Origin of the sequence: Mesorhizobium sp. B2-4-3, assembly GCF_006442815.1 — a bacterium.
Classification (GTDB): Bacteria; Pseudomonadota; Alphaproteobacteria; order Rhizobiales; family Rhizobiaceae; genus Mesorhizobium.
The window spans coordinates 19386-45753 of the sequence record NZ_VFVL01000022.1; the positions used below are offsets into that span (position 1 = coordinate 19386).

Sequence of the window (26368 nt, forward strand, 5' to 3'; positions counted from 1 at the left end):
CTGACCCGATCACCGTCGGCACTCTACGGCGCCCCCCTCTGTCCTGCCGGACATCTCCCCCACGAGGGGGGAGATCAGCTGTCGCGCGCGTCGCGCCCTGACGAGCATCCTCGCTCCTTTCACCATCCGCGCCTCGACCAGAACCCGCCACTCGCACCACCGAACCGGCCGCCACCTTGGCAGCCCGTCGCTGCGCGCTCCCCAAAACCGCCCGGCCAGGAAACAGCCAAATGGTCCACATCATCCCCCTGTTCGTCGGCGAGCGCCGGCTCGACACCGGCAACGTGGTGCAATATCCGGACTCCTCGCCGGTCGGCGAGCCGGTCCAGCAATTCGGCGACCGGTGGCAGGCAGCCGCCGAGCGCTACGAGCAGCGCAAGGCGCAGCAGCAGGCCTTCGACACCGAGATTGCCGCGCGCCGGCTGAACGGCGAGCTCGCCCAGGCCGAGGGCGAGGCCGTGGCCAATTCCCCTGCCGACGGCGGCGGCCTGCACGAAGCCATGTACGGCCAGGTCGATCCGTACACCGGCCAGGTGGTGAAGACCGGCCAGTTCGACACGCTGTTCGGCAATTTCCTGAAGCAGGTGCCGCCCGAGCTGCGCGCCGGTCTCGCCGGCCGCAAGGAAGCGCTGCGCGAGGCGGGCGCGATACGCATGGCGCTGCAGCAAAATCAGCGCCGCAAGCAATATGAGCAGGACCAGGTGGCGGAGGTCCACACCGCCGAGCTCAGCAACATCGCACGAAGCGACCCGAACGACACCGCGGCCTTCGATGCCTCCCGGCAGGCCGGCCTCGACCTCCTCGCCAAGATGGACCTCGACCCGCAGATCAGGCTGCAGGCCGAAGCCGACTGGCGCGCCAGCACGGCGAAGGCGCGAATGCAGGCGCTGATCGCCCAGGACCCGCGCCGCGCCGCCGAGATGCTGAGCGCCGGACCGGTCGCCAGCGACGGCATGGGCGAGACTGTGCGGATGCAACTCGGTGCCGGGGCTCGGGATGAAAAAGCCGCAGCAAACGGCCAAAAAACACCGGATGAAATGGTGGCGCAGGCGTTTGGCGAACGGCCGTCGGGGGGTGGCCCGTCAACTATACCTTTCGATACCATCACGTACCTGAAACCCGGCGATATCGCGGCGCTGAAGGCTCAAGCCAACAACGCAACCGCGACCCAGATGGTCGGTGCCAATGCGCGGGTCATGCTTGCCGAGCAGAGTGCGCCGGCGGTCATCGCCGCTACCGGCAAATATCCTGAGGAGGAAGAACCGACCGCGCAGGACTTCGTCAAGGTCTACGGCGCCGACGAGGGTTCGAACCGCTTCGAGCATTTCCGGATCACCACCGGCGTCGCCAAAGCCGTCTCCGACATGCATGCGGCATCGAACCAGGCGATCCATGCCGAGCTCCTGCACTCCAGGCCCAGGCCCGGCAGTTCACTGGAAGCGCACGAGCGCCACGAGATCAAGACCGGCGCCGCCCAGCTGATCATGGCCGCCCGCGACGCCGATCCCGTCGCCTACGTCAGCCAACTGTTTCGGGGCGACGCTCCGGACTGGAGCAAGGTCAAAACGCCCGAGGAATTACAGGCGGCCGTCAACTGGGCGGGAGCAGCCCAACAGCAACTGGGTTTCGATAAAAGATTGCCGTTGCCTTGGGATTTTGCTGACCGGCAGGCTGCGGAATACATCGACCCGAGCAAGCCCTTCAACCAGCGTCTTGCCGAGTTGAGCTCGCTTGTCCTGGCGGTTCGGGATCCAGGCGCGCGCAGGGCAATTACCAAGCAAATCGCGCTGCTGGCGGAAGCCCGGTGGCGAGCGAGGGCCGCCCAGGATCCGAACATCACGCCCGAGTTGTTGGAAGCGCAGGTTACCGCGCTCAAGAGGGGGCTGGATTGGATCGGAGAGCATCCTGCCCGAGCCCAGTACAGCACCATGTCGTGGCTGCAGCAAGCCGGCGTGGCATTCGGTGATATCGGCCGAACCGTTGCCAAGGGTGCGGCCGCTGGAGGCGCGGACGGTCTGGTCGCGAAGCTGACCCCTTCGCAGGCGGGCGAAAGCTACGAGCAGCGTCGGGCGCGCGAGCAAGCTGAGACGGAGGATGCGGAGGATCGGGCCGGCTCCGCCGGTTGGGCGGCCGAGGCCCTTGGCGCCGGCTTGTCCGGCTACGGCGCCGCACAGGGCCTATTTGGTTTACTGGGCCGAGCAGGAATCGGCGCGGCGGAAGGCGGTGGCCTGGCCGGCCTCGGCACACGCACAGCCGTTGGAGCCGCCACCGGCGGCGCATACGGCGGGGGATACGCCTATAACACCGATGAAAGCATTCCCGAGGGGGTACTCACCGGCGCGGTTGGGGGTGCCGGCCTTAATGTTCTTGCCGAGGGGATCGGCGCGATTGGCCGGCAAGTGGTGGCCCGAGTCGCAAGACGAACGGCCCCTTCCGCCAGTTTAAGCTCGGCGGATGAGCCCTCTGCTTGGGGCGGCAAAAGTGGTAAGCTGGCAATCTCGGTAGATGACGTTCTTTCTGATGGTGGAGACTTTCAGAAAGGTACAGAGGATTTACGCAAGCTTCGCTGGGATTACCCGTCAGGCAGTTTCTCGATATCAGATTGGACAGGCTATTCGGCGTTAGTTCCGAAGCCAAAAGGACCGTTCAGATTGCCAGAGGACATGGAATACGATGGTGCGAGAGGAGCTGCCGATAAAGCCAACCGCATTTTACGCCGCAAACAAGGGCTTGTTGGGGAGCCCGTGGATGTGCATGAAATCCATCCAGTGAAGTTTGGGGGCAGTCCAACCGATCCAGCGAACAAGATCGTCCTGCCTCGTGATATTCATCAGAATCAGGTTACACCGTGGTGGAACCAGTTGTTAAAAGATTTACGAGGAAAGAAGTGATGTATTTCCTAACAGAGGGGCAACTTAACGAGCCGGCCCAGTCTCTAGTCGTCGATGAATTGTCTGCGATATTAGGAGTCCAATTGCCCGAAGATTATATTGATTTCCTTAAGAAGCATAATGGGGGGGAAGGTTTTATCAATGATAACTACATAATATTTTTCAAAGCAGAAGAATTGGTTGATTTTAACAGAGAATATGAGGTAGAAAAATATGCACCTGGTATTCTCTTGTTCGCGTCTAACGGAGGAGGTGAAGGATATGGCTTTGACACTCAAGATCCAGATATGCCAATCGTGCGCGTTCCTTTCGTCGGTATGAACAGGAAGTTAGCTTTGAAAACGGCGCGTAACATAGCCGATTTATTTTCTCGATTGGCGAAATCAAAATGAGCGACAAAAATGGACATTCGCGCCGCAAGGGCATGGAACTATTTGAGATTACCCCGGTCATCATTGGCGGTGATCCAGTCAGTCTGGAGAACAAAATCTGGGTGACCAGGCAAGAGCATTTTGAATTGGTGCGCTTTTGGAATCGAACTATCGGGGATTTGCGTAAGGCGGCGCGAGCAAAAGAGTAGGCGGGTGAGTTTCCTTTCTCCTCGTCAGGCTGATTTATCATCCGCAGGCGTTGAAAAGGTTCGCAGTGGGAACCTTTCCCTTCTCCTGGTGAAAACGATACGGTGGTTAGCCGTGCTGGGGGCGCCGAGCCCGGCTACCAGCAATGCGTAGGCTACAAGCAGCCGCTGTTCCTCGGCGGTGCGGACACGGCTGGGCGTGTGAACTAGAAGGTCGGAGCCTTTCAGTGGTGTCAAAAGACCGGCCGCTCAGAAATTTTCGAAGGCATCCGAAGATAAACGAAGGGGGATTACATGGGTGCAGGTTCCGCCGCGATGCTGCTCGGGGCTCTGGTTCCGATGTTTTTGCTGAGCCGCTTATTCCTATGGACTACAAAGCGTTGGAATGGTGGCGTGCTGCGCCTGTTGCTGGTGCATATTATTTGCGGCGCGCTCGCCGTCGTCGCGTCCGCTTACGGTTACTCACACAACGGGGCACCAGATTGGTCTCACAGCCCTGTATACGTTATTGCTCAGTTGATCTGGCTGATTGTGGATTTCCTTCGCGGCCGCCGCCGGCAAAGCCAGCCTGCAAGCTGTCGGCGCTCGGACCACGGGTATCTCAACGTTTGAATTGATCCTTTAGCCAATGGACAACCTCCCAGAGCCAGATTTCAACAGCGTCACGCGCTTGCCTCCTGCTGGTGTCAGCACCGGAGACGACGACCTCGATTCCGCCCTGGCCGAAGCCCGTCAATATCTTGAGTTTTACAACTGGGTCCTATCCATTAAAGGCGAGTATCTTGGGTATGCAGCCGAGGGAATAATCTACATCTTCCTTTTCGAAATAGAGCCTGGGCGGCCCGAGGTGAACCGATGGATTTGGGTAATCGTTGGCGATGTGCCGCCGACATATATCCCGGCTGATGACGCCGCTACGCCTTTCGAAGCTCTTGATGGCTACATTGGTGCCCTTGAGGAATGGGTCGAGGCGGCGCGGCAAGGGAAGTCGGTGGCGAAATTGATACCTGTCAACGTCGATGCAACTCCCGCCAACGCGGAAATGCTGGCTGGCCGTCTCAAATTCCTCGACGAGAGGATTTTACCGGAACTCAAAGGTAATTGAGCGATGTCGGCCTTCTTGAGCCCTTGGGGCCGACCGGCCGAATGAAAGTGCTCTCGCGCAATGCCGATGATCCGGTCGAATTGCGTTGACAGTGCACTATTTAGCTTCCCCGGAACGCCCGCGTTCTGGGGTGGTGCGGCGCCGAAATCAAGAGTGGTATCCTAGTCTACGGGGCACATCCAACGTCGACGAGTGTAAATCGTGTTTGGTCGCCATCATCGGTCCGAACGGTATAGAACGCATTGGGGTCTGTTTCGGCGGGGCGCCAAGTGAAGTCCTTGACGAAATCCTCATCGGTTAGAAACATATACGACCTGCTGGGACCGTAGATGAAAGCGTGCTCGCCTTCATTTTCGCCCTTCAACTCAGCCGCCGCAGCTGGTTGCAACTGATCCTTCTCCATCGTGAAGAAGGCTTTGCCGAAGCCTTGCCGGATGACGGTTGTCAGCGCGCCCGACTCGAGTGATTTGAAGAGCACGCCCCTCGGACAGCTTAGAGCTTCCAGCGGATTCGAGTCGTCCGCCTGCGCCGCGCTACACGGCAACGCAAGTAGAACCGCCGCAGTGATAATGAGCGAACGCAATTATGCCTCCTACGCTAAGGGGCGCACCCGATATCGACGAAATTGAGTAGCGCTTCGTTCCCATCATCGTCCCGAAGGGTATAGAATGCATGGTATTCGGTCTCAGCTGGCCGCCATTCGAAATCCTTGACGACATCCCGGTCCACCGCGAACATATAAGAACGCATCGGGCCGTAGATGAAGCCATGCTCGCCTTCCTTCGTCAGAATCTCTGCGGCAGTGGCTCCCTGTAGGCGATGCTTGTCCTCCGTGAAGACGGCTTTGCCTTGACCTTGTCGGACAACGGTTACAACAATTCCTGACCTGATCTCCTTGAAGAGCACGCCCCTTGGGCAGCTTTTCGACAGAGCTTCTGGCTGATCCAGGTCATCCGAACGGGCTGCGCCGGATAGCAAGGCGAGCATCGCAGCTGCGGCGAGAATAAGCGAGCGCAATTGTTACCTCCTATGGGGACGCGCTAGCGGACACACCCAATATCCTGAAGGGTAAAGTCCACGTCGCTGCCGTCATCCGTGCGGACGGTGTAGAATGTCGTGGATGCGGTTTCGGCAGGCCGCCATTTGAAGTCTTTGACGATCTTCGGCTCTACCGCGAACATATAAGAGAGCATCGGGCCGGCGATGAATCCATGCTCGCCGTCTTTCGTCACCAGCTCTGCCGCCGTTGCCGCCTGCCGGTGGCTGCAATCATCCGAGAAGCATGCCTCACCGAAGCCTTGTCTGATTACGGTCACGACAACTCCTGACTCGAACGCTTTAAAGAGGACGCCCTTGGGGCAGCTTTTGAACAAAGCTTCCGGTTGATCCAGATCGTCCGCTCGAGCCGCTCCGCACGGCAACGCAAGCATCGCCATCGCGACGAGAATTAGCGAGCGCAAGAATGCCTCTTATGGTTGCAAATTGGAGAGAACTTTTCAAATGGTTGTATCTTGTTTTGTCGAGATGTCCAGCCGAATGCGTGCGGCTGCTTCATCATCCGGTACCCACCGGGCAGATGCGGCTGTCAGGCAAATGTGCGCGAGGGAATGGGCATGGAAAGCTTTGGAATTACGGCGACAGCGCAGTAATTCTCGATGCGGCCATCTATCGAAGGCCGCCGCCTCTCTTCGCAGTTCAGCGCCCGACAGCGCCAGCATCTCAGACCTTGGCGCCGCCCCTCATCCGCCCCTTTGGAATTACGGTGACAGTGCGCTAATTCTCGACGCGATCATCCATCGAAGGCTGCTGCCGGTCCTGGCGGTTTCAGCGCTCGACGGCGGTGGTGTTTCGGAGCTTGGCGCCGCCTCGCCTAGCCAGGGGCACCTTCTCCCCGTAGAACGGGGAGAAGGGAACGCCGGCACGATCAATAATCGCCGTTGTAGTACCGGTCGTCGCAGGGCGCGGTGTAGATGCGGCCGTAGCGGTCCTGGTAGCGGCAGAGTTGGTCGCCGCGCCGCTGTGGCGTGGTAGCACTGCCGACGACGGCGCCGAGCAGGGCGCCGCTCGCCGCGCCAATCACCGTGCTCTTGGTGTTGCCGCCGATCGCCTGGCCGACCAGCGCGCCGCCGGCGCCGCCCAGCAATGCGCCGGTGGTGGCCCGCTGCTGGCCTTCGGTCTGCGTCTCGCAGCCGGCAAGTGCCGCAGTCATCAGCACCGCCAGAATAGCCTTCTTGATGATCATCACTAGAACTCCTCTGAAGCCCCAGGGACCGACGACGGGGGCGAACGGAGCTGAACTGCGGTCGCATTGCGGCGGAACGGCGGCGGAGCCCGCTCACGAAGTGAGTCACAGTTTCCCGGCGGTTGAACGCCATGGTTTCCAAACCGGAAAGACCACGCAAACAGTGGCTTAGCGCCGCTGACGGAATCAGCCTGCGAAGATGCCCTTGGTAGCGTCCATAAGCTGGCTGCACCATGCCACGCCAGGCCCGGCGCTGCCGCTCCGGGCGTTCGATGTTCGGAAAGCCAGGCAATTGGCTATTCGCCCGCTGGGCGAACCACGCCTCATCCCCAGAAAATTCCCCCCAAGAATGGAGAACTGAAATGACCCGAGGACTTCCCCGGACCCTTGCCCGCGCCGCCGCCCGCGAGGCGGGGCTTGCTCCGCCCAAGCTCGGCCTCAAGGCCGTGACCAGCGGGCAGGGCGGTTCCTACCGCACCGTCTGCACTTTCACCGGCATGCAGGTGCCGGTGACCGATGCGCTCACCTATGCGAGCCAGAAGATCTTCGATTTCACCGATGGCAAGGTGCGTATCAAGGGCGGCACGGCCAGGCTGCAGTTCGCGGTGCTGACCACGCGTGCATCGACCATCAACGACAACGCCGCGCTCACCTGGTCGGTGGGTTCGGCTCCGGCGTCCAGCGCCACGCTCGCCGGCACCATGGTCAATGTGCTTGCCTCCACCGCCCGCACGCTGGATGGCGCGGGCGCCGCGCTGTCGTCGGCCTCCACCGCCGACGTCGCCGCCGCCTCGACGCTCGATGGGACAGTGACGCCGGTCGACCTCTATCTCAACCTCGCCTTTGCAACCGGCACGGATATCGACGCCGATGGCACGCTTGCCGTGACCGGCACGATCACGCTGCTGTGGGAGAACTGGGGCGATAACGCGTAGGCGCTCGAACTGCCGATCTCCCCCCTTGTGGGGGAGATGCCCGGCAGGGCAGAGGGGGGCGCTGTCCCGCCGGCGTATTCATGCTCGTATTGCCGCATACCTGCACTTCGTCATCCTCGGGCTTGACCCGAGGATCCATGCCGTGACAATCGCCGAGGAGCGCAACGGAGCAGAATTCTTAACCGCTTCAACGCCTTAGCGACACGGCATGGATCCTAGGGTCTGCGCTCGTCGCTACGCTCCTCACTCCGCCCTAGGATGACGAACGCGATGGGTCGCGTTTCTTCGCGCCCCCTCTGGCCTGCCGGCCATCTCCCCCACGAGTGGGGAGATTGGCAGCTGCGCCGCCGGCGCTCCTCCGTCTACGTCTTCGAATCTCTCAACAAAGGAATCTCAATCATGACAGATCTGGCAGAGGCCGGGTCCGCGGCTTCACGGCCGGCGGGCAACCTGGCGACGCCTCCGGCTTCCGGGGACAACGGGTCCGCCCCGGCGGCCGGCAGAAGTTGGTTTGACGGTCTTTCCGAAGGCAACCGCAAGCTCGCTGAAGCCAAGGGCTGGACCAAGGCCGAAAGCCTCGATCGGGCTTTCACATCCTATGCGGAACTGGAGCGCCAGCAGGGCGAAAGCCTGCGCGTTCCTGGCAAAGACGCGCCGAAGGAGGAGTGGGACAGGTTCCATTCCAGATTGCCCGAGGCGATGCGTCCGCTGACCTCGGCCGAGAAGGTCGAATACCGGCGGCCAGAAAACCTGCCGGAAAACTTCGCCTATTCGGACGAACTCGCCAATGCCTCGAAAGCCTGGGCGGTCGAAGCCGGCGCCAGCCCCAAGATTGCCCAGGCCTATCACGACCGCTTCGTTGGCTACATGGCCGAGCAGGCTGCGCAGCAGCAGGCGGCGCTGTCGCGCTCGGTCGAGGCCACGCATGACGAACTGGTGCGCGACTGGGGGCCGACCAACAGCGACGGCTTTCGCCAGAAGCTCGAGGTCGCCAACCGGGCGATGAAGAAGCTCGGCCTGGTCGACGCCTACAAGCAGAAGGGCATCCTTCTGCCCGACGGCGCATTGACCGATCCGCAGATCGCCCGCGCCTTCCATGCGATCGGCGAGGCGATGTTCCGCGAAGACACGATCGACGCCGATGGAGCGCCCAGGGGCCACAACCCCTTCCGGCGCAACGCCGTCGGCGAGCGCAACATCTCGGCGATCTCCGCCCTTGTCAAAAGCGACCCTCAACGCGCGCGGCGGCTCGCCAGGGATGCCGGCGAAAACCCGGATCTCTGGATGCCCAACAACCCGCTCTAATTCCGGCAGAGCCGCCACAAATCAAAACCCAAAGGAAGAGAAAAAATGGCAGACACCTATACCCGCATCGCGGACGCGATCGTCCCGTCCGTCTATGCCCAGTACTCGTTCGAGGAGCACGTCCAGTCCCTAGAGATCTACCAGGCCGGCATCCTGTTCTCGGATCCGGCGATTTCGTCAAAACTGTCGATGGGCGGCCGCTCCGTCGACATGCCCGGCTGGAAGGACCTCGGCAACGATCCGTCCGAGCCCGTCAACGACGATCCGGCCGACTCCATCGAGATGAAGAAGATCGGCTCGCGCCGCGAGGTCGCCGCCCGCAACGTGCGGGCCCAGGCCTGGGGCGTTCCGGACCTGACCGCGATCCTTGCCGGCGACGATCCGCAGAAGCTGATCGTGCGGCGCCAGACCGAATACTGGCAGCGCGCCAACAAGCTGACCCTGCTCGGCATCTTGAAGGGCGTGCTCGCCGACAACGTCGCCAATGACGGCGGCGACCTGGTGCGCACCACCGGCGCCTCGATCGTCGACACCGACATCATCGAGGCGGCGTATCTCATGGGTGACCGCGCGGACAAGTTCCGCACCATCTGGATGCATTCCAAGCAGATGAAGGCCCTGAAACTCGCCGATCTGATCGACTACGTGCCGTCCTCGGAGCAGGGCGGGCCGCTGATCCCTTACTACATGGGGCTGCGCTGCGTGGTCGACGACGATATTCCGGTGGCGACCGGCGTCTACACGGCCTTCATGTTCAAGGACAAGGCGATCTTGTGGAACGAGCTGCCGGTCAGCTCCGAAGGCGGCCCGCTGGAGTTCGACCGCAAGCCGCGCCAGGGCCATGGCGGCGGCGTCACCGAAATGGTCGGCCGCCGGCATTTCGTGGCGCATGTTCCCGGCACGCGCTTCCTCGATGCTTCCACCGTCGGCGAGTTCGCCACCGACGCCGAGTTGGCGCTGGCGGTGAACTGGGACCGCACTGCGTCTAGCGTGAAGAACATGAGCTTCATCGCGCTGAAGACGACGGAAGCGTAAGGGCCGACTTGTGAGAGGCGGGGCAGGAGTGCCCCGCCTCGTTCTAGGGCAGCGTTCCTTCGCGCCCCCCTCTGTCCTGCCGGACATCTCCCCACGAGGGGGGAGATCGGATGTCGCGCCGGTTTCGCCAATCGTCAAAGTCGTCGCAGGAAGTGCGCCAGCGGCCGCATTGCCAATCTCCCCCCAAGTGGGGGAGATGTCCGGCAGGACAGAGGGGGGCGCCGTAGAGCACCAGCCTTGGCGATTTGCGCATCCAAGCTTCACCCACCCCACTCACGGATCACCAACCCATGGCCATCACCCCGCTCGATATCGCCAACATGGCTTTGGCCGTGCTCGATGAATCCCCGATCGACAGCTTCGACCAGGACGTCAAGGCGGCCCGCCTGCTCAACCTTCATTTCGATCTCACCCGCGAGGGTGAACTCGCCAAGCACGCCTGGGTCTTCGCCATCCTATCGGCGCAGGTCCCGAGCGCCGACACCGGCAGCGGCGACTGCACAATGAATTATGCGTATGAATTGCCGGCCGACTGCATCCGCCCGCTGCCGCTGACCGCCAATGGCGAGCCGGACGGCCAGCCGATCTCCTGGCGCCAGGAGGCGGGGCTGATCTATTCCGACCAGCCTGGGCCGCTGACCATCCGCTACCTTGCCAACCTGACAGACCCGAACGACTGGGACGCGCTGTTCACCGAAGTGCTGGTCGCGGCGCTCGCCATCAAGATCGCGCATCCGCTGACCCACAAGGCCGGCATGATCGACATCGCACGCGCGGCCTATGACCGCGCGCTGGAGGCCGCCTTTTCCGCCAACGCGATCCAGCGTGGCGGCCGGCTCTACACCGGCGCCTGGGCCACTCAGCGCGGTGATTTGAGGAGCTTTCGCTAATGACGGCGCTTTATCCGGTCCAGGATGTCTTCACCCGTGGCGAGATCTCGCCCAGGCTCCATTCGCGCGCCTCGCTCGACCTCTACCGGGCAGCGCTCGCCAAATGCGAGAACTTCGTCACGCTTCCGCATGGCGGCATCCGCGCCCGCGGCGGCACCTACTTCGTCAACGAGGTGAAGAACTCGGCGAAGAAGACCCGCGGCATCCCCTTCATCTTCTCTTCCGAGCAGGCCTACTGCCTGGAGTTCGGCGACCAGTACATCCGCGTCTATGCCTATGGCGCGCGCGTCGGCACGGTCGAGATCGCCTCGCCCTATCTCGAAGCCGATCTTTTCGACCTCGCCTATGTGCAGTCGGCCGATCAGATGTGGATCACCCATCGCGACTATCCACCCAAGGTGCTGACGCGCGAGGCGCACACCAGCTGGACGCTGGGCGATTTCCAGTTTCTGGACGGGCCTTACGACGACATCAACGATACCGGAACGACGATGACGCCGACCCAGACCGGCGCCGTCCATCCGATCATGACCGGCCTGACCACGCCGAGCGGCACGGTGTCCGGCGCCTATGCACATGGCGATGAATGGCAAGCATTCACCGACGCCGTGGGCCGGTTCTACGATCCGGACCACGGCAATGGCTGGATCGCCTACGACTTTCCCGGCGCGGCCACCAGGATCTGCGATGCCTACTGGATCGTGGCGTCTGCCGGGAATCCGGAATACACGCCGGTCTCGTGGACGTTCGAGGGCTATGACGGCACCAACTGGATCGTCCTCGACACGCGCGCGGCTGAAACCGGGTGGAGCCGAAGCGAGCGGCGCTTTTACGAGTGCGCCAACAAGATCGCGTTCCAGTCCTACCGCCTGAACTGGTCGGCCTCGGACGACAGCAACCAGAACGACAGCGCCATCAACGACATGGGCTGGCACGAGGCCGGCGACACGATGACGCCGTTCAATCTCACCGCATCGTCGATCGTCGGCATCAATGACGGCGCAGGCTTCCAATCGACCGATGTCGGACGCGCGATCCGGCTGCTGGGCTCCGACGGCATCTGGCGCTGGGCCAAGATCGCGAGCGTCGTCAGCACCACCGTCGTCACCATCAGGCTCTACGGGCATTCGCTGCCGAACCTCACGCCGATCACCCGCTGGCGCCTCGGCACGTTCGTACCGGGAAAATACGTGGAATCGGGATCGCTCTACGAAGAGCGCCTGGCCTTCAGCCGGCGCTTCTCGGTCTATGCCTCGGTCACCGGCGACTTCGATAATTTCGCGCTTGGCGAAAAGGATGACGACGCGCTGGAATTCGTCCAGGCCGGCGGCGGCCAGGCCAACGACATCGTCTGGATCGCCGATTCCGACGGCGCGCTGCTGATCGGCACTTCGGGTGGCATCCGCGCGCTGTCCGGCTCCGGCATAGACGAGGCGCTGACGCCGTCCTCCTTCAAGAACCGCCGCTCGCGCACCTTTGGCTGCGCCCGCATCCGCCCGGTCGATGCCGGCCAGTCCTTCCTCTATGTCACGCGCTCGCGCCGCTCGATCGCCGAACTGGCGCAGGCGCAGACCGGCCGCTTCACCTCCGACGACATCGGGCAGATTTCCGAGCACATCGCCAAGCAGGGCGTGGTCGAGCTCGCCTTCCAGACCGACCCGGACCCTATGTTGTGGTTCCCGCTCGATAATGGCGAGCTCGGCGGCTACACCCACCAACCAAGCCAGGAGGTGCGCGGCATGCACCGCCACCGCTTCGGCGGCGAATTTTCCGGGTCCGGTTGGGCGGTCGTCGAAAGCGCGGTGGTCACGCCCGGACAGAACGGCGTCGACGACATCTGGCTGATCGTCAAGCGCACCATCGCAGGCGCGACCAAGCGCTACATCGAGGTGATGCAGCCGCCCTTCGAATACGGCGCGCTGGAAGACGCCTTCCAGGTCGATTGCGGGCTGACCTATTCCGGCGCGCCGGTGAACGTCGTCTCCGGCCTCGGCCATCTCAACGGCGAGAAAGTCGACGTGCTGGCCGACTCCAAGGTCTTTCACGGCCTCACCGTCGCCTCCGGCCAGGTGGCGCTGCCCGCCGGCGCGACCGCCGCCAAATGGCAGGTCGGACTTCCGTTTCAGGCGCAGGCCGACACGCTGGAGCTCGATGTCGGTGGCCAGGATGGTTCGCTGATCGGCCGCCGCAAGAAGGTGGCGAAGCTGATCCTGTCATTGCTCGAGACCGACACCACGGGGCTTGAGGTGCAGTCCTTCCTGCGCGGCCGCTGGGAACCCGTGCGCATGCCCTCGATCGTCGCGCCGGACGGCAAGGCGAAGCTCTATACCGGCAATGTCGAGGTGCCGATCGACGACAGCTGGGAAGGGCAGGGCAGGGTGCGCATCCGCCACGTCAACCCGACGCCCTGCACGATCCGCGCGTTCACACCTGTGTTCGACGCCGAGCCTTAAGCGCCGGCGCTGAAGCAGCCAATCTCCCCCACAAGGGGGGAGATTAGCTCTCCTTCGCTTCGCTCCACCCACCCAAGGAACCCCCAATGACACCCGATGCCGAAGCTCTCGGCAGGGCGCGGACGGCTGCGGATTTCGCCGCCGTCATCGCCTTGCTCGACACCGATCTTTCTCAAGCCATCGCCAGCCGCCAGGGTCTGATGCAAGCAGAGGACCGCGCCATTTTCGGCGGCGACCTCGCCGCCGCACGGGCGGCACTCGATGGCTGCAACGACACGATCGCGACGCTGGAACGAGCAATTGCCGTCGCCGGCAGCCGCCGAGCCACCGCCGCCGAGGCCGAGGCCCGCGCCGACATCGAGGCGCTGTTCGAGGAGATCGAAGGCAAGGCGGCACTTCTCGGCACCCGCTGGCGTGCTGTTCGCCGGCTGGTCGAGGAATTGCGCGAGGAACTGTTCGAGGCCGATGCGCTGTCGCGCGCCATCGCCACCGCCAACGGCCTGTTCGACGCCGCCGGCTTGCCGCGCCTGAAGGTGAGCCTTGCCGCCATCCGCCGCGCCGCCATGGCCGGTCCGCGCGCGGCGCCGCCGGCGCGCCTCAGCCGGGCCGGTCTCGCGGCCGACCGGCAGCTTCTTTCTCTCATCGGCACCGGCGGCGCGCTCGACCCGCGCCCGGCGCTGCGCGCGCCCGCCGCGGGCGCGACCAGGAAACCCAAGACCCGGCGAGGTTGAACTATGTGCACATTGGCCCTTCTTGGACTGGCAGGCACGGCCGTGTCGGTCGGCGGCGCCTTGATGCAAGGCGCTCAGCAGCAGCAATTGGCCAACTACCAGGCCAAGGCCTACGAGCAGCAGGCGCAGGCCGACGCGCAAAGCGCCGCCTTCGAACAGAGACAGGAGCGCCGCAAGCAGGACCTGCTCGAAGCCCAGGCGCGCGCCCAGGCCGGCGCTTCCGGTGTCGGCATTGCTGGCTCGCCGACTGAAGTGCTGGCGGCGAACGCTCGGCAGGGTCAGGTCGACCTCGACGCGACCCTGTACAACTCACGCCTGCACCAGAACAACCTCAACACCCAGGCCGCCATCTCGCGCTTTCAGGGCAATCAGGCAATGACGGCCTCGATCTTCAAGGCCGGCGGCAGCCTGATCGACGGTCTGTCGGGCCTCTACGACCCGGCCAAATCCGTGACCTTCGGCGGGTCGTCGCTGTCGCCCCGGGCGAGCAGGGCCATCATCGGCGGCTACACGGGGCTATATTGAAATGGTCCACATCATCCCCCTGTTCGTCGGCGAGCGCCGGCTCGATACCGGCAATGCGGTGCAATATCCGGACGCCTCGCCGGTCGGCGAGGCGGTGCAGCAGCTCGGCGACAGGTGGCAGGCCGCCGCCGAGCGTTACGAGCAACGCAGGGCGCAGCAACAGGCCTTCGACACCGAGATCGCCGCGCGCCGGCTGAACGGCGAGCTCGCCCAGGCCGAAGTCGAGACAGTGGCCAATGCGCCCGCCGATGGCGCCGGCCTGCACCAAGCCATGTACGGCCAGGTAAATCCACACACCGGCCAGGTGGTGAAGACTGGCCTGTTCGACACGCTGTTCGGCAATTTCCTGAAGCAGGCGCCACCCGAACTGCGCCCAGGTCTTGCCAGCCGCAAGGAAGCGCTGCGGGAGGCGGGCGCAATACGCCTGGCGCTCCAGCAAAATCAGCGCCGCAAGCAATATGAACAGGATCAGCTGGCGGAGGTCCACAGCGCCGAGTTCAGCAACATCGCGCAAAGCGACCCGAACGACACCGCTGCCTTCGACGCCTCTCGGCAGGCCGGCCTCGACCTTCTTGCCAAGATGGACCTCGACCCGCAGATCAGGCTGCAGGCCGAAGCCGACTGGCGCGCCAGCACGGCGAAGGCGCGGATGCAGGCGCTGATCGCCCAGGACCCGCGCCGCGCCGCCGAGATGCTGAGCGCCGGACCGGTCGCCAGCGACGGCATGGGCGAGACTGTGCGCGCGCAGCTTGGTGCCGGCGCGCAGGATGAGCAGGCCGCCGCGAAGGGCGACTGGCGTCGCAACAAGACGCCGGACGAAGCGATCGCCCAGGCGTTCGCCGACGTTCCCGAAGAGGAACAGCAAGCGATCCGCCGACAGGCGAAGGCCGCCAGCCTCGCTCAAGAGGTCAAGATCCGCGCCGCCATCGATCGCGCGGAAGCGGAAGCTCCCGACGAGATCGCACGGACCGGCACCTACTCCGGCAACATACCGGGCGAGGATGCCTACAAGATCGTCTACGGCCCGGAAGAAGGCATTAAGCGCCGGCAGGATCTCGAATGGCAGGTCGATGTCGGGAAGAAGATTTTCGACATGGGGGCCATGTCGAACCAGGCCATCAATGCAGCCGTTGTCAATGCCGAGGCCGGCCCGAATTCGTCGCCAGACAAAGAGCGCGACGAGGCAACCGCCGTCGCGGCAAAGCTGGTCCTGGAGAGGAGGCGGGTCGATTCAGGTGGCTATGTCAGCGATACGTCTCAAGATATCTCCGCGGGCTGGAAAGCCGTATTTGGCACTGGCCCTTCCGATCCAGAGGCTTATGACCAGGACACATACGACAGAACAATAGAATTGTCTGTCGCCAGGCAAAAAGCATTGGGCATTGATGATGAAAATCTCCAGCCCGTGCCGTTCTCGATTCTTCTCAAACTTGCCGAGGATCGTGACAGCGGAAGTATGTACTTCATGGACAACTATGCCAAGGCAAGCGAGTTGTTCTTGCGTACGAAAGGTCCCGTCGCGCGAGCATCTCTGGTCCGGGAACTGGATGCTGCCGGTCTGGGTGGAATTCTCCCCGGCGGCAAGCCACGCCTTTCCGTGGGCGAAGTATTTCGAGCGGATGCGAAAGCCATCGGCAAAGAAACCGCGAATGCCGGGATATTCGCGGGCAAATTGATCAAAGGGGCTGGCTACGTTGTTTCCCTTGGATCAAGCGAGCCTCCCGATTTCAGCCATGGGTACTACGAGCCAGCGAACAGCACCGAGAAGGTGATGATGCGTCAGCAAGGCGACGCATTGAGTTGGGGATACCGGTGCCCGGGGTTGGTCGAGTTCTTGAGGCTGCGATGCCGCAGGCGGTTGAGCGGATCGGTTCTGGAGCGGCAGCGCAAGCAGAACGTTCCATTGCGACCAATTCCAGTGAAGGCGCTTCACTTGCGCAACCTAAGGACGAGATTGCGAGCAGAAGCGCAAACATCTATGATCCTCCAGTCAAAACAGTTCGCTCGATTTTCGACGATTACCCAGGTGCGGTGAAGGCTGATGACAACGAAAAGCTCCTCATCGACGCCAAAACCGGAAGGCAACTCTCCGATCCCGAGACCGGAAGACTCCTCTACGACAGCGAAGGAAGAGGCCTCGGCGGAAAACCGTGGTCGGCCGAAGAGTGGTGGGCGGAGAAGACATCGCCGTCCTACCGAAAGAATATGACGCCCTTGCGGAGGCAGCGACTGGCAAGGGCCATACGGCAGTCGAGGCGGGAGCGCTTCCAAAACGAGTAGTCGGGAATACGTTGCTCCAGGCCCGAACGGCCCCGAAAGGTCGTTTTGAAGATGGCCAGGACTAACCGCCCGACCTCAGCCCACGCACTGACCCCAATCTTTCCAGCCTCGCTTTCGCGGGGCTTTTTTCATGGAGCAAGCCTTATGGCCCGACCTGCAACTGCCGCCGTTCGCCTGTTGACCGGCGAGCGCGAACCCGTGCGCCTGGCGACGATCGCGAATATCACCCTTTACGGCCTGCAGACCATCGACGGTGTGCTGACGCAAGTCGGCGACCGTGTGCTGGTCAAGGACCAGGCCGACCAGACCCAGAATGGCATCTACACGGCGAGCGAGGGCCAGTGGTTCCGCGCCGCCGACGCCCGCGCCGCGCGTACCATGCAGAAGGGCACGACGGTGCATGTGCAGGAGGGCGCCGTCTCGGCTGATCGCGTCTACGCCTTCGAGACGCTGGATCCGGTGATCGGAGCCGACCCGATTGTGCTCGGCTTCTATCTCTCGCAGGACACGCTTGGCGACGCCGTGAATGCCGCCAATGCCGCAGCCATAAGCGCGGCCGCGGCGCTGATCTCCAAGAATGCCGCCGCCACCAGCGCCACCAACGCGGCGGGCTCGGCGACCGGGGCGGCCGGCTCCGCCACAGCCGCGTCCACTTCCGCCACCAATGCCGCGACCAGCGCCACCAGTGCCGGCAGTTCGGCGACGGCGGCGGCTGGCTCCGCCTCCGCCGCCGCCGGTTCGGCCACGAGCGCCGGCACATCGGCAAGCGCCGCTGCCGGCTCGGCTTCCGCCGCATCGAGCTCGGCCACCGCCGCTTCCGGATCCGCCACCAGCGCCGCGACGTCGGCCACCAACGCGGCGGCGAGTGCGGTCGCTGCCGCCAATGCGGTGGCAGCACTTGGCTATAGCTTTTCCACCAGCACCGCCGATGCCGATCCCGGCAACGGCACGCTGCGGCTGAACAATGCCAGCGCCGCCTCGGCCACCGCGGCCTATATCGACAACCTCGATTCCAGCGGCGCCACGGTGAGCGGCGTGCTCGATGGCTTCGACGACAGCACCAACGCCATCAAGGGCCAGCTGACGCTGCGCTCAAAAGCGTCGGCGGCAATCGCCTATGTCTACAACGTCACCGGCTCGGTGGTGGATGGAACGGGCTATCGCAAACTGACCCTGGCCTATGTCAGCGGCGCCGGCACCTTGCCCAACACCACCGACGGCATCTGGCTGATCTTCGCCCGCGCCGGCGACAAGGGCGCGGATGGCACCGGCGTGGGCGACTTCACCGGCCCGGCCAGTTCGGTGACCGACAACATCGTGACCTTCGCCGGCACGACAGGGAAGGCCGGCAAGGACAGTGGTGTGGCGGTGGCGAGCCTGGTCGCCGGGCCGGCCTCGGCCGCGGCCGACAACCTCGCCACGTTCAACGGCACGACGGGCAAGCTGGTGAAGGACAGCGGCGTGGCGGTGGGGAGCCTGGCGCCGAAGGCCAATGCCTCTTTCACTGGCACCTTCAGCCCGCCAACCAATACCATTGCGCTGAATGCGCTGGCTGACAGCGTGGCTGTGTCGGTCCTTGGTCGTTCGGCCAATTCGAGCGGCGCCCGAGCGGACATCTCCGCGGGTTCCGATGACACGATCCTGCGGCGCGTGTCCTCGGCGCTCGGCTTTGGGCAGCTCACCGTCGGCATGGTGCCGGCCGGGCTAGTCACCTATGCCATGCTCGCATCCGGTGCCATCGCATCCAACAGCGAGTTTCAGCTTGGAACGGCAAGCAAGCTTCTGACGGCGGCCGCATTAAAGTCGACCGTAGCCTACCAGACGCTTACGTCCGGCGCGTCCGTCTCGTGGGATATGTCGCTCGGCAACAACGCTTCCTTGGCTGCAGGCACGAACGTGACGATCGGCAATCCGACCAATGCGGTGCCCCAGTTTGGCTTCGTGCTCAAGATCACCGCCGTGACGTCCGCACGCACCGTGAGCCTAAGCTCGAATCTCGTGCCCGCTGCGGGCGTCGAGAGCTTTCCCATCACGATCCAGACGACGGAAACCGTCTTCCTGGCCGGCTTTGTCGACACGACGAGCCGCCTTGTCATCACCAGCGTTTTGAGAACGTAAAAGGAGAACCCGATGTCTATTCTCGTCCGCAAGATCAATGACGTTTGGCAGGAGTGGCACGGCTCCTCCATCGTGACCCAGATGGTCGGCACCTACACCGCCGTCTATGGTGACGGCCGGCAGGTCGAGACGACGTGCGATCCGTACCCCGTCGAAATCCAGATGAACGGCGACAGCCTGCGCGGCTTCTATGACCAGGGCCTTTGGACGATCGAGGAGGTCGAGGCCGTGGGTGGCAGGATTGCGATGCCGTTCGAAGTGCCGGAGGGCAAGCAGCCGGTCGGTTCGCCGTATTATGTGGAAACCGATGGCGTGGTCCAGCAGACCAATGAAGTCGAGGACATCCCGCCGGTTCCTGAGCCGCCGACTGTAGAGGCTAAGGTCGCCGCGATGTTGGCCGGCTACGACCTCTCGGTCAGCGAATTGAAGTCCGCGCTGGGGCTGGGTGTCTGATGTATCCCGGCATCATTCCCCGGATTACCCAGCAGCCTGTTAAAAAGGCTACCTTGCTTCTTCATTTCGAAGGAGCTAACTCCTCTCAGGTCTTTATTGATGACAGTCTGAACAACCTCACCATCGCTGCTGCTGGCAACGCGCAGATAGATACGAGCACCTTCGTTTTTGGGGCATCTTGCGGGACTTTCGACGGCACTGGCGATTACTTATACACGGATGACCCTAGAGCCTTCGTCGGCACCGGCGACTTCACTATCGAAGGTCGAGTTTGCTGCACGAACGAGGCGAGCGCCGGTCGGCCACTATTCGACACTCGAGCCGTGACTGGCGGGCTGGGTATGTACCTCAGTTTGAACTCTAGCGAATCACTCGTGCTGTCTACCAGCACGACAGCGGCGGGAAATGACAAAGTTCGTCAGGCATCAAGCAGCCTGACAGTGGGAACGTGGTACAGTTGGGCTGTTTGTAGGGTATCTGGCACGTGGCGATGTTTCCTCAATGGGGCGACGTTCGGATCGTCGTTCTCTGACACTCAGGTCTTTCCCACACAAGCCGTCACCATTGGAGCTTTCATCGACACACGAGACTCCAGTGGCCCTAACAACAAGTTCAAGGGCAATTTGGACGAGTTTCGCATTTCTAACATTGCCCGCTACACCGCTAACTATACGCCGGCCGGATCCGCATTCAGCCGATATGACTAGGGGTTTGGTGTAGCAATGTAATCCCAAACGCTTTGGATATTGCAACTCTCGATAAACGCGGTTCGATCAAGAGTTTTGTGAAGGATGGTTGAGATCGAGTAGCTGAGGCCGACGAAGAAATCGAAGTAGTCTGCAGCCGTATAGTCATAATTTACTATGCCTTTGTCGCCGCATTCGAACGTGACGTAGGGACGACTGTTCCGAAGGTGCTGAACAGCGCCCCTTAGGATGGTAAGGTCACCGCCCTCGGCATCGACCTTGATATAGCGGATTGGATAGTTCTGCACGACATCGTCAAGACGGCGGACGGGCACCACGATCTCGCGCCGCTCCAATGTATCGTCATGATAGATGCGCTCGCGGAAGCCGCTGTATTCGGGGAACTCAGGCACATAAACGAATGGTGCCATGTTTGCTGAAGTGCCCAGCGCCCAGTTTCGAAGCGTCACGTTTGATTGCTTGGACAACCTCTTCTGAAGCGTTTTGAACTGTTCCGGCAAAGGTTCGAAGGCATATACATGGCCGGTTCCGCCAACCAGTTCCGCCAGCGGCTGAGTGTGCCTCCCGGTGTGCGCGCCGCAGTCGATGGCAATATCGCCTGGCTTGAGCACTGACCTATAGAAGTCTTCGACAGCTTGTTCGTAATTCACGCGCTTCGCTTCTATCAGAGTTTACTCACTTTTACCGAATAGCGCTCCGGTCGATGGAGCGCAACCACCCAAACAATCACCAATGACAGCTTCGCCAGGGGCAGGCGGAAAGGAACCCACCATGGACCGCAATTTCGCGCGTGCCCTTTCGCTCGTCCTCTCGTCTGAGGGCGGCTGGTCGGACAATCCCGCCGATCCCGGCGGCGCGACCATGAAGGGCGTCACGCTCGCCAATTTCCGCCGCTACGTCAAAGCCGACGCCACCAAGGCCGATCTTCGCAAGATCAGTGATGATCAGGTGGCCACGGTTTACCGGCGTTTCTACTGGGATACCGTCAGCGGCGCCGACCTTCCCGCCGGCGTCGACTATGCCGTCTTCGACTTTGCCGTGAACAGCGGGCCGGGCAGGGCGGCGAAATATCTTCAAGCTGTGCTCGGCGTTGCCCAGGACGGCCGCATCGGCCCGGCCACGCTTGCCGCGGCAAGGGGAAAACCCGCCGGCGTCGTCATCGATGCGCTCTGCGACGCCCGGCTCGCCTTCCTCGAAAGGCTGCCGACGTGGCCGAGCTTCGGCCGAGGCTGGAGCGCGCGTGTCGCCTCGGTGCGCCGGCAGGCGCTGCTGATGTCGGCCACGCCGCTGACGACGACGATATCGGTGCCGACGGCGCCTGCATCCGCCGATGGTGCGGGACCAACCCCGCCGCCCGCGGAGTCGCATGCCGGCGGCGAGGCGCCCGCCGCGCCGCACAAATCCACATCGCCCATCAAAGCAACGGGCATCCTTGCGCTGATCGCGCTCGGCTCCCTGGCTGCCTGGGCCATGCATCTTCCCTGCAATCTCTTCGGAGTGTTCTGCCAATGATTGCCGTCATCATCCGCATCGCCCTGCGCTATGGCGCGGGCGTGCTTGTCGCGCGCGGCCTTCTGGGCGCCGACGACGCCTCGGCGTTTTCCGCCGATCCCGACATTCAGATGGCGCTGGAGACTGGACTCGGTCTCGCCATCGCTGCAATGGCCGAGTGGTGGCACCTGCTCGCGCGCCGGTTCGGCTGGGAGCACTGACCATGGAAAATCTCAAGTCTGTCCTCGCCCAGCTGCTCGAGCAGGCGAGGTCGTATGTGATCGTCGGCGCCGTCTGCTTCGTAGCCGGTCTTCTCATCGGAGCGCTGCTATGAGCGCGCTGCTGGCATGGCTTCTCGGCAATCCGACCATCCTGGCCATCGGCGCCGGCCTTGTCGGCGCGCTCGGCTGGGGCTTCCACCAGCGCCTCGCCGGCGCGCGGGCCGAGCGCGGCAGGCAGGCTGAAGCCGAAATCGCGGCCCGTAATGTCGCCGATCAGGTCGACAACGATATCGGCGCTTTGCCGGTCGACGCGGTCAGGAAGGAGCTGAAGTCATGGGCAAGGGACTGATCGTCGCCGCCATCGCCGCCGCGCTTGCCGGCTGCACGACGGCCAGGGGCGGCTTCTGCGCCGTCGCCTCGCCGATGCGCCTCTCCGCGAGCACGCTCGACAGTCTGTCTGACCAGGAGGCGAGGGCGCTGCTCGCCCACAACCGCAAAGGTGAAGAACTCTGCGGCTGGAGGCCGTGATGCACGACATTTTCGATCTTCTGGGCATCAAGGGCCAGGTCGTGGCGGCCGGGCTCGCCGGCGGCGTGCTGCGGGCGCTGTCGCGGCACCGCTACAAGCTGCGCGAAATGGTTGCCTCGCCGATCTGCGGCGCCCTGGCAGCCGCCTATCTGACACTGCCTGCCGTCGCCTGGGTCCGCGCAAGCAGCCTGCCGATGCCCGATACTGCCGACGATACCACCACGCTTGCCGCCGCTTTCCTGATCGGCGTCTCTGCAATGTGGATCTCGGACATCGTTTTCGAGGTGGTGGTGCGAAGATTCAAACAAACGCCGGATTCCTGATCGCGGCGGGCCGAAACCGCGCAGGCATCGAGACGTTGACTGCAGATCGTCCACACCGGACCAAGATGCCGGTGTCAGAGGTTGGCCCGATCGAGCCGCTGGAAGAATCCAGGCGCAACGCCTATCTATGGAGCAATCCAACGGAGGTGTGACATGGCTTCTTCCACTGAACGCGCGGTCCTTGCGGGCGGTTGCTTCTGGGGCATGCAGGATTTGATCCGGCGCCTGCCCGGCGTGATCTCAACGCGAGTGGGCTACAGCGGTGGCGATGTCCCCAACGCCACCTACCGCAACCATGGCACCCACGCCGAGGCGATCGAGATCAACTTCGATCCGGCCAGGACCAGCTTCCGTACGCTGCTCGAATTCTTCTTCCAGATCCACGATCCGACGACCAAGAACCGCCAGGGCAACGATACTGGCGCGAGCTATCGCTCGGCGATTTTCTACATCAGCGATGAACAGAAGCGGATCGCCGAGGACACGATAGCCGACGTCGACGCGTCAGGCCTATGGCCTGGCAAGGTCGTCACCGAGCTCGCCCCGGTCGGTCCCTTCTGGGAAGCGGAGCCCGAGCATCAGGACTATCTCGAGCGCTATCCCAACGGCTACACCTGCCATTTCGCGCGGCCGGGCTGGAAGCTTCCGGTCCGCCAACAGGCGGCGGCGTCATAGTCACAGATCTGGCTGTTTGACACGGCCTTACGCTTTGATCCGCCCGCCGTGCCGGAAGGCATGGCGGGCTTTTTTGCGTTCCGGCCGCCGTCCCGGACGGGCGGCCTCAGCCCTTGGCGCGGCGGCCTTCGTGTTCGTGGCTGCCGATCCAGTGGGCGCGGATGCGGTCGCTGGCTTCGAGATAGGCCATGTCGATCAGATAGGTCAGAAGCTTCTCGCCATCGGCCTCCGCCTTCTGGCGAAGCTCTCGCAAGATCCCCTGCGCGAACTGCAGGTTTTCCATTTTGCTAGGCTGGTCCATGGGTGCCCCCAAATGTCTGTGCGGTAAGTTTGGCTCACTATGCTTGAACGAACATTGTCACCACGCTCGCGGCGGAGCTGTACTCGGTTGCACTGACGCCCGATCAACGAACCTGTTGGACATTGCGCGGAAATGTCGATATTTTACGCGCCCAATCGGATAGCGACCATGCAAGAAGACGAGGGCAGCACTCCTGACAAGTTGCAAGCCATGCTTGACGTGATTGCCAGGAGCGAGCCCTCGAGCGAGAGCGGGCAAGCCGATTTCGGCCGGTTGAGGGCCGACGCCGCCAAGGCCGCTGGCGTGCTGATCGAATTTTACGGCGATGCGGCCCTGGAACGGGCCAAGCTCATCGAGCGCCGATCGCCCCAGTCGCATTTCGCGCGTATGGTCGCGGCTGAAGTCGGCAGGCGCGGCAAGCGAAGCTGACCCGCAAACAATCGGCGAAAGCCGCTTCAAGACGATCTTCGCCTCCCCAGCCTTGCGCCAAGCCGCTGCTCGACCTCTTCTTCGACATTGTCCAGGAGATAGGACACCAGGTCGTGTCCGATCGACCGCGCTAGATCCTTGGCTTGCCCGACATGGTTGCGGATCTCGCGCAGCGCCTGCTCTTCGCACGCGGCCTCGTTCGTCAAATCGACGAACCAGCCGGGATAGAGCGCTGCCTCGCCCACCCCGTCAACGTAACATTGGCCGACGGCCAGGATCTTGCGCAACCCCATCTTCTCGGAATGGACCCTATAGACCTCCCTGAAACCGGCCCTACGCTCCACGGCCTTGCGGATAGCCAGCCGAACCCTTGAGCGGTCGTCCTGATCGATGCTTTGCATGCATCGTTCAAGCGAGGCGCCGTGGGAGAACTCATCGAGTGTCAGACCGAAATAATCTGAAAGATTGGCATCGCCATAGACACGGTCACGCTTGATGTCCCAGGTCCAGAACCCGTCGATCGGTGGATACCGCATATGCATGTTGCGGCCGTGTTCAGGCGCCGACGTCATGAAAACCGCCCCGTTCGGTTTCAAGATTCGGCAACACTATGTAGCAAAAAATGAAAGAAACAAAGATGGCCTTTTGTACAAGGACGAAAGTCATAAGGCTTGCTACCAGTGGCATTTCGGGATGTCATATTTGATATAGCCAGAAAGAGGGCGAAGAAAAAATTTCTTGAGCCGAAAGAATTTTCACTTTGGTATTGCAACTGCAGCTTGGTATTTCACATGATAAGCGCAGTGGACAAGCAGGCAAAACAATCCCGGAGGTTGTATTTCCGCAAGGAGCGCAGCTGAAAATTCTTATATTTTGTAAAACGAATAAAAATCTTTGCGCGCTAGGCCAGCTTGCGGCCTCATGTTTGCCGCATCGCAAAATGCTAGCGTCAGCTGATTGGCCGGCAAACCGACCGGTGGTTGAAAAACGCGAAACTTCGAGAAAAGTCCGCGTATATCAGTCTGCGGCCGGGCGTTTTCCCGGACGTGCCGAAGGCGCTGCTGGACTGAAGGGCGCTGTCGTTCAGACTAAAGTCCGCCAAGAGCCCAACCTAGGCCGACCTTTGCTGTGGCTCGAGGTCGGCTTCAGCGCTTGCGGCCGAATCATCGGCGATCCGGTCATGCTCGAACTGGCGCGCCGCGGGGAGGGCCTGCAACCAGGGCTCGCGGCGTCCGATCCACAGCTCGTAGCTCGGCACCAGCCCTTCGGTTGGCGCAACGTCCAAGCTACCGATCGTGACCTCGGCCTCGTCATCGCCGACGAACGGAACGCGGCTTCCGCAGGTGGGGCAAAAACTCCGAGCGCCATAGTTGCTGGTGATGCCGGTGGTTTCGAACGCTCTTAGCGGCCATACGGCGTAGGCATGGAAGGCCGATCCGCTTGTCTTGCGGCAGTCCTTGCAGTGACAGAGACCGACCCGGAGCGGCTCGCCTGTGACGCGGAACTGCACACCGCCACACAGGCAACTGCCGCTGCGCGCGATTTCAGGCATTGCCGTCCCTCCTGCGGTTGTGCACGGAGCCGCGTTTCTCTCGCGCCCGGCAAGTCCCGCTGCTGGCTGCTAAAACCCGCAGGAGGTTGCAATGGTTCCGCGCCGGCGCGCAAGAAGCATCGGTCAGTCGGGAACGTTGATCGGCTCCTCGCACCGATAGACGCGGCACTCGCCGTCTTTGGTCGGAACCGTCGTCGAGACAGGCACTTCCGGCCAGTCGCACTCATTGCCGAATTGCCGAACGAACCGGTCATAGGTGTCCGGGCCCGTGGTCAAGACCACGGCATGATCGCTTTTGATCAGCGCCTGCGTCTGCGCGCAAGTCATGCCGCGCGTGTCTGGCCGGGCATGGGCAACGCTCGCGGCACACAACATTGTGCCGGCCAACAATATCTTGCCTGCGGTAAGTGCGATCGACGGGATTCTCATGGGACACCAGACTTATGGAGTTTCCGGGTGTCGAATATGGATCGCGGCTAGAACACCGCAAGATATTTGAGCAGCGAAATGATTCCGATGATGATGACGATGATCTGGGCGATCTGCCGCGCTAGGGCATCGAGCGGCAGGCGTTGCCGGCTGCGAAATGGTTCCAAGCGGG

The 26368-nt window shown here is 62.6% G+C and carries 32 protein-coding genes and 1 pseudogene; 23 read left to right on the top strand and 10 right to left on the bottom strand.

Annotated elements, in window-relative coordinates; translation table 11 throughout:
- Positions 1-230: 230 nt before the first annotated feature.
- From FJ956_RS30560 to FJ956_RS20060, 5 genes are all read left to right on the top strand, one after another.
- Positions 231-2891 carry a hypothetical protein gene (locus FJ956_RS30560; RefSeq protein ID WP_181170231.1) on the top strand — a complete coding sequence of 887 codons (2661 nt, stop codon included), beginning with the start codon at positions 231-233 and terminating at the stop codon, positions 2889-2891.
- The gene (locus tag FJ956_RS20040; RefSeq protein WP_246672093.1) at positions 2891-3283 is read left to right on the top strand and encodes an SMI1/KNR4 family protein; all 393 of its coding nucleotides are present in this window, start codon (positions 2891-2893) and stop codon (positions 3281-3283) included. The genes FJ956_RS30560 and FJ956_RS20040 overlap by 1 nt, the downstream gene beginning before the upstream one ends.
- Positions 3280-3471: a hypothetical protein gene (locus FJ956_RS20045; protein WP_140678605.1), complete on the top strand. Its 192-nt coding sequence runs from the start codon at positions 3280-3282 to the stop codon at positions 3469-3471. Before FJ956_RS20040 ends, FJ956_RS20045 begins: the two co-directional genes overlap by 4 nt.
- 291 nt (positions 3472-3762) lie before the next feature.
- On the top strand, positions 3763-4080 hold the full coding sequence (locus FJ956_RS20055) for a hypothetical protein (protein WP_140678603.1): 318 nt from the start codon (positions 3763-3765) through the stop codon (positions 4078-4080).
- A gap of 16 nt (positions 4081-4096) precedes the next feature.
- A complete protein-coding gene (locus tag FJ956_RS20060) occupies positions 4097-4573 on the top strand; it encodes a hypothetical protein (protein ID WP_140678601.1) in 477 nt (158 codons plus the stop codon).
- 166 nt (positions 4574-4739) lie between these two features.
- Here the strand turns inward: FJ956_RS20060 and FJ956_RS20065 are convergent, their stop codons facing one another.
- From FJ956_RS20065 to FJ956_RS20080, 4 genes are all read right to left on the bottom strand, one after another.
- Entirely contained in the window at positions 4740-5156 is a 417-nt protein-coding gene (locus tag FJ956_RS20065) for a hypothetical protein (RefSeq protein ID WP_140678599.1), read from the bottom strand.
- Between the two features lie 14 nt (positions 5157-5170).
- Entirely contained in the window at positions 5171-5590 is a 420-nt protein-coding gene (locus FJ956_RS20070) for a hypothetical protein (protein ID WP_140659356.1), read from the bottom strand.
- A gap of 23 nt (positions 5591-5613) precedes the next feature.
- Positions 5614-6033 (bottom strand): hypothetical protein, encoded by a 420-nt coding sequence (locus FJ956_RS20075; protein WP_140678597.1) that lies wholly within the window; start codon positions 6031-6033, stop codon positions 5614-5616.
- 464 nt (positions 6034-6497) lie between these two features.
- Positions 6498-6815 (bottom strand): YMGG-like glycine zipper-containing protein, encoded by a 318-nt coding sequence (locus FJ956_RS20080; RefSeq protein WP_140536753.1) that lies wholly within the window; start codon positions 6813-6815, stop codon positions 6498-6500.
- Between the two features lie 362 nt (positions 6816-7177).
- Between FJ956_RS20080 and FJ956_RS20085 the strand changes: the two genes are divergently transcribed.
- The 11 genes from FJ956_RS20085 to FJ956_RS20140 all read left to right on the top strand — a co-directional run bounded on the left by FJ956_RS20085 (position 7178) and on the right by FJ956_RS20140 (position 20247).
- Positions 7178-7750, top strand: coding sequence for a hypothetical protein (locus tag FJ956_RS20085; protein WP_140678595.1), 573 nt, complete (start codon positions 7178-7180; stop codon positions 7748-7750).
- Between the two features lie 399 nt (positions 7751-8149).
- Entirely contained in the window at positions 8150-9055 is a 906-nt protein-coding gene (locus tag FJ956_RS20090; protein WP_140678594.1) for a hypothetical protein, read from the top strand.
- Between the two features lie 45 nt (positions 9056-9100).
- Entirely contained in the window at positions 9101-10090 is a 990-nt protein-coding gene (locus FJ956_RS20095; RefSeq protein WP_140678592.1) for a Coat protein, read from the top strand.
- A gap of 290 nt (positions 10091-10380) precedes the next feature.
- Positions 10381-10980 carry a hypothetical protein gene (locus tag FJ956_RS20105; protein WP_140678590.1) on the top strand — a complete coding sequence of 200 codons (600 nt, stop codon included), beginning with the start codon at positions 10381-10383 and terminating at the stop codon, positions 10978-10980.
- Complete coding sequence (locus FJ956_RS20110; RefSeq protein ID WP_140678588.1) at positions 10980-13433, top strand: hypothetical protein; 2454 nt, start codon at positions 10980-10982, stop codon at positions 13431-13433. Before FJ956_RS20105 ends, FJ956_RS20110 begins: the two co-directional genes overlap by 1 nt.
- 86 nt (positions 13434-13519) lie before the next feature.
- On the top strand, positions 13520-14164 hold the full coding sequence (locus tag FJ956_RS20115; RefSeq protein WP_140678586.1) for a hypothetical protein: 645 nt from the start codon (positions 13520-13522) through the stop codon (positions 14162-14164).
- 3 nt (positions 14165-14167) lie between these two features.
- The gene (locus FJ956_RS20120; protein WP_140678584.1) at positions 14168-14689 is read left to right on the top strand and encodes a hypothetical protein; all 522 of its coding nucleotides are present in this window, start codon (positions 14168-14170) and stop codon (positions 14687-14689) included.
- A gap of 1 nt (position 14690) precedes the next feature.
- Entirely contained in the window at positions 14691-16724 is a 2034-nt protein-coding gene (locus FJ956_RS30565) for a hypothetical protein (RefSeq protein ID WP_181170230.1), read from the top strand.
- A 389-nt stretch (positions 16725-17113) separates the two neighbouring features.
- Positions 17114-19087 carry a hypothetical protein gene (locus FJ956_RS20130; RefSeq protein ID WP_140678582.1) on the top strand — a complete coding sequence of 658 codons (1974 nt, stop codon included), beginning with the start codon at positions 17114-17116 and terminating at the stop codon, positions 19085-19087.
- Between the two features lie 12 nt (positions 19088-19099).
- Positions 19100-19540: a hypothetical protein gene (locus FJ956_RS20135; protein ID WP_140678580.1), complete on the top strand. Its 441-nt coding sequence runs from the start codon at positions 19100-19102 to the stop codon at positions 19538-19540.
- Positions 19540-20247, top strand: coding sequence for a LamG-like jellyroll fold domain-containing protein (locus FJ956_RS20140; protein WP_140678578.1), 708 nt, complete (start codon positions 19540-19542; stop codon positions 20245-20247). Before FJ956_RS20135 ends, FJ956_RS20140 begins: the two co-directional genes overlap by 1 nt.
- On the opposite strand, the gene FJ956_RS20145 is transcribed toward FJ956_RS20140, so the two are convergent.
- Positions 20244-20897 (bottom strand): FkbM family methyltransferase, encoded by a 654-nt coding sequence (locus FJ956_RS20145; RefSeq protein ID WP_181170229.1) that lies wholly within the window; start codon positions 20895-20897, stop codon positions 20244-20246. The two genes, FJ956_RS20140 and FJ956_RS20145, sit on opposite strands and share 4 nt — an antisense overlap.
- Before the next feature lie 121 nt (positions 20898-21018).
- On the opposite strand from FJ956_RS20145, the gene FJ956_RS20150 reads away from it, so the two are divergent.
- The 6 genes from FJ956_RS20150 (at position 21019) to msrA (ending at position 23485) form a co-directional block, all read left to right on the top strand.
- Positions 21019-21759 (top strand): glycosyl hydrolase 108 family protein, encoded by a 741-nt coding sequence (locus FJ956_RS20150; protein ID WP_140678574.1) that lies wholly within the window; start codon positions 21019-21021, stop codon positions 21757-21759.
- Complete coding sequence (locus FJ956_RS20155; RefSeq protein WP_140678572.1) at positions 21756-21959, top strand: hypothetical protein; 204 nt, start codon at positions 21756-21758, stop codon at positions 21957-21959. The genes FJ956_RS20150 and FJ956_RS20155 overlap by 4 nt, the downstream gene beginning before the upstream one ends.
- Positions 21960-22068: 109 nt before the next feature.
- Positions 22069-22308 (top strand): ABC transporter permease, encoded by a 240-nt coding sequence (locus tag FJ956_RS20160; RefSeq protein ID WP_140678570.1) that lies wholly within the window; start codon positions 22069-22071, stop codon positions 22306-22308.
- Positions 22293-22487: a hypothetical protein gene (locus FJ956_RS20165; RefSeq protein ID WP_140678568.1), complete on the top strand. Its 195-nt coding sequence runs from the start codon at positions 22293-22295 to the stop codon at positions 22485-22487. The genes FJ956_RS20160 and FJ956_RS20165 overlap by 16 nt, the downstream gene beginning before the upstream one ends.
- Positions 22487-22810, top strand: coding sequence for a hypothetical protein (locus FJ956_RS20170; protein ID WP_140678566.1), 324 nt, complete (start codon positions 22487-22489; stop codon positions 22808-22810). Before FJ956_RS20165 ends, FJ956_RS20170 begins: the two co-directional genes overlap by 1 nt.
- Before the next feature lie 153 nt (positions 22811-22963).
- Positions 22964-23485, top strand: a complete 522-nt coding sequence (gene msrA, locus FJ956_RS20175) for a peptide-methionine (S)-S-oxide reductase MsrA (RefSeq protein ID WP_140678564.1) — start codon at positions 22964-22966, stop codon at positions 23483-23485.
- 106 nt (positions 23486-23591) lie between these two features.
- Here the strand turns inward: msrA and FJ956_RS20180 are convergent, their stop codons facing one another.
- Positions 23592-23786: a hypothetical protein gene (locus tag FJ956_RS20180; RefSeq protein ID WP_127235553.1), complete on the bottom strand. Its 195-nt coding sequence runs from the start codon at positions 23784-23786 to the stop codon at positions 23592-23594.
- Between the two features lie 168 nt (positions 23787-23954).
- Between FJ956_RS20180 and FJ956_RS20185 the strand changes: the two genes are divergently transcribed.
- Positions 23955-24215: a hypothetical protein gene (locus tag FJ956_RS20185; RefSeq protein ID WP_140678562.1), complete on the top strand. Its 261-nt coding sequence runs from the start codon at positions 23955-23957 to the stop codon at positions 24213-24215.
- A 26-nt stretch (positions 24216-24241) separates the two neighbouring features.
- Here the strand turns inward: FJ956_RS20185 and FJ956_RS20190 are convergent, their stop codons facing one another.
- The 4 genes and pseudogenes from FJ956_RS20190 to FJ956_RS31130 form a co-directional block, all read right to left on the bottom strand.
- Positions 24242-24787, bottom strand: coding sequence for a hypothetical protein (locus FJ956_RS20190; RefSeq protein WP_140678560.1), 546 nt, complete (start codon positions 24785-24787; stop codon positions 24242-24244).
- A gap of 539 nt (positions 24788-25326) precedes the next feature.
- The gene (locus FJ956_RS20195) at positions 25327-25767 is read right to left on the bottom strand and encodes a GFA family protein (protein WP_140678558.1); all 441 of its coding nucleotides are present in this window, start codon (positions 25765-25767) and stop codon (positions 25327-25329) included.
- A gap of 123 nt (positions 25768-25890) precedes the next feature.
- Positions 25891-26049 (bottom strand): hypothetical protein, encoded by a 159-nt coding sequence (locus FJ956_RS31125; RefSeq protein WP_348641073.1) that lies wholly within the window; start codon positions 26047-26049, stop codon positions 25891-25893.
- Positions 26050-26243: 194 nt separating this feature from the next.
- Positions 26244-26342 (bottom strand): annotated as a pseudogene (locus tag FJ956_RS31130) (Thivi_2564 family membrane protein); the annotation flags it as partial.
- Between the last annotated feature and the right edge of the window lie 26 nt (positions 26343-26368).

Bases quoted from the DNA above. Each gene is read 5' to 3' on its own strand.
- FJ956_RS20150 (WP_140678574.1), top strand. From the start codon at position 21,019: ATGGACCGCAATTTCGCGCGTGCCCTTTCGCTCGTCCTCTCGTCTGAG.
- FJ956_RS20080 (WP_140536753.1), bottom strand. From the start codon at position 6,815: ATGATCATCAAGAAGGCTATTCTGGCGGTGCTGATGACTGCGGCACTT.
- FJ956_RS20195 (WP_140678558.1), bottom strand. From the start codon at position 25,767: ATGCCTGAAATCGCGCGCAGCGGCAGTTGCCTGTGTGGCGGTGTGCAG.
- FJ956_RS20085 (WP_140678595.1), top strand. From the start codon at position 7,178: ATGACCCGAGGACTTCCCCGGACCCTTGCCCGCGCCGCCGCCCGCGAG.
- FJ956_RS20190 (WP_140678560.1), bottom strand. From the start codon at position 24,787: ATGACGTCGGCGCCTGAACACGGCCGCAACATGCATATGCGGTATCCA.
- FJ956_RS20185 (WP_140678562.1), top strand. From the start codon at position 23,955: ATGCAAGAAGACGAGGGCAGCACTCCTGACAAGTTGCAAGCCATGCTT.
- FJ956_RS20095 (WP_140678592.1), top strand. From the start codon at position 9,101: ATGGCAGACACCTATACCCGCATCGCGGACGCGATCGTCCCGTCCGTC.
- FJ956_RS20165 (WP_140678568.1), top strand. From the start codon at position 22,293: ATGGGCAAGGGACTGATCGTCGCCGCCATCGCCGCCGCGCTTGCCGGC.
- FJ956_RS20055 (WP_140678603.1), top strand. From the start codon at position 3,763: ATGGGTGCAGGTTCCGCCGCGATGCTGCTCGGGGCTCTGGTTCCGATG.
- FJ956_RS20160 (WP_140678570.1), top strand. From the start codon at position 22,069: ATGAGCGCGCTGCTGGCATGGCTTCTCGGCAATCCGACCATCCTGGCC.
- FJ956_RS20110 (WP_140678588.1), top strand. From the start codon at position 10,980: ATGACGGCGCTTTATCCGGTCCAGGATGTCTTCACCCGTGGCGAGATC.
- FJ956_RS20115 (WP_140678586.1), top strand. From the start codon at position 13,520: ATGACACCCGATGCCGAAGCTCTCGGCAGGGCGCGGACGGCTGCGGAT.
- FJ956_RS20120 (WP_140678584.1), top strand. From the start codon at position 14,168: ATGTGCACATTGGCCCTTCTTGGACTGGCAGGCACGGCCGTGTCGGTC.
- msrA (WP_140678564.1), top strand. From the start codon at position 22,964: ATGGCTTCTTCCACTGAACGCGCGGTCCTTGCGGGCGGTTGCTTCTGG.
- FJ956_RS20090 (WP_140678594.1), top strand. From the start codon at position 8,150: ATGACAGATCTGGCAGAGGCCGGGTCCGCGGCTTCACGGCCGGCGGGC.
- FJ956_RS20170 (WP_140678566.1), top strand. From the start codon at position 22,487: ATGCACGACATTTTCGATCTTCTGGGCATCAAGGGCCAGGTCGTGGCG.
- FJ956_RS20105 (WP_140678590.1), top strand. From the start codon at position 10,381: ATGGCCATCACCCCGCTCGATATCGCCAACATGGCTTTGGCCGTGCTC.
- FJ956_RS30560 (WP_181170231.1), top strand. From the start codon at position 231: ATGGTCCACATCATCCCCCTGTTCGTCGGCGAGCGCCGGCTCGACACC.
- FJ956_RS20180 (WP_127235553.1), bottom strand. From the start codon at position 23,786: ATGGACCAGCCTAGCAAAATGGAAAACCTGCAGTTCGCGCAGGGGATC.
- FJ956_RS20130 (WP_140678582.1), top strand. From the start codon at position 17,114: ATGGCCCGACCTGCAACTGCCGCCGTTCGCCTGTTGACCGGCGAGCGC.
- FJ956_RS20135 (WP_140678580.1), top strand. From the start codon at position 19,100: ATGTCTATTCTCGTCCGCAAGATCAATGACGTTTGGCAGGAGTGGCAC.
- FJ956_RS20140 (WP_140678578.1), top strand. From the start codon at position 19,540: ATGTATCCCGGCATCATTCCCCGGATTACCCAGCAGCCTGTTAAAAAG.
- FJ956_RS30565 (WP_181170230.1), top strand. From the start codon at position 14,691: ATGGTCCACATCATCCCCCTGTTCGTCGGCGAGCGCCGGCTCGATACC.
- FJ956_RS20040 (WP_246672093.1), top strand. From the start codon at position 2,891: ATGTATTTCCTAACAGAGGGGCAACTTAACGAGCCGGCCCAGTCTCTA.
- FJ956_RS20045 (WP_140678605.1), top strand. From the start codon at position 3,280: ATGAGCGACAAAAATGGACATTCGCGCCGCAAGGGCATGGAACTATTT.
- FJ956_RS20060 (WP_140678601.1), top strand. From the start codon at position 4,097: ATGGACAACCTCCCAGAGCCAGATTTCAACAGCGTCACGCGCTTGCCT.
- FJ956_RS20155 (WP_140678572.1), top strand. From the start codon at position 21,756: ATGATTGCCGTCATCATCCGCATCGCCCTGCGCTATGGCGCGGGCGTG.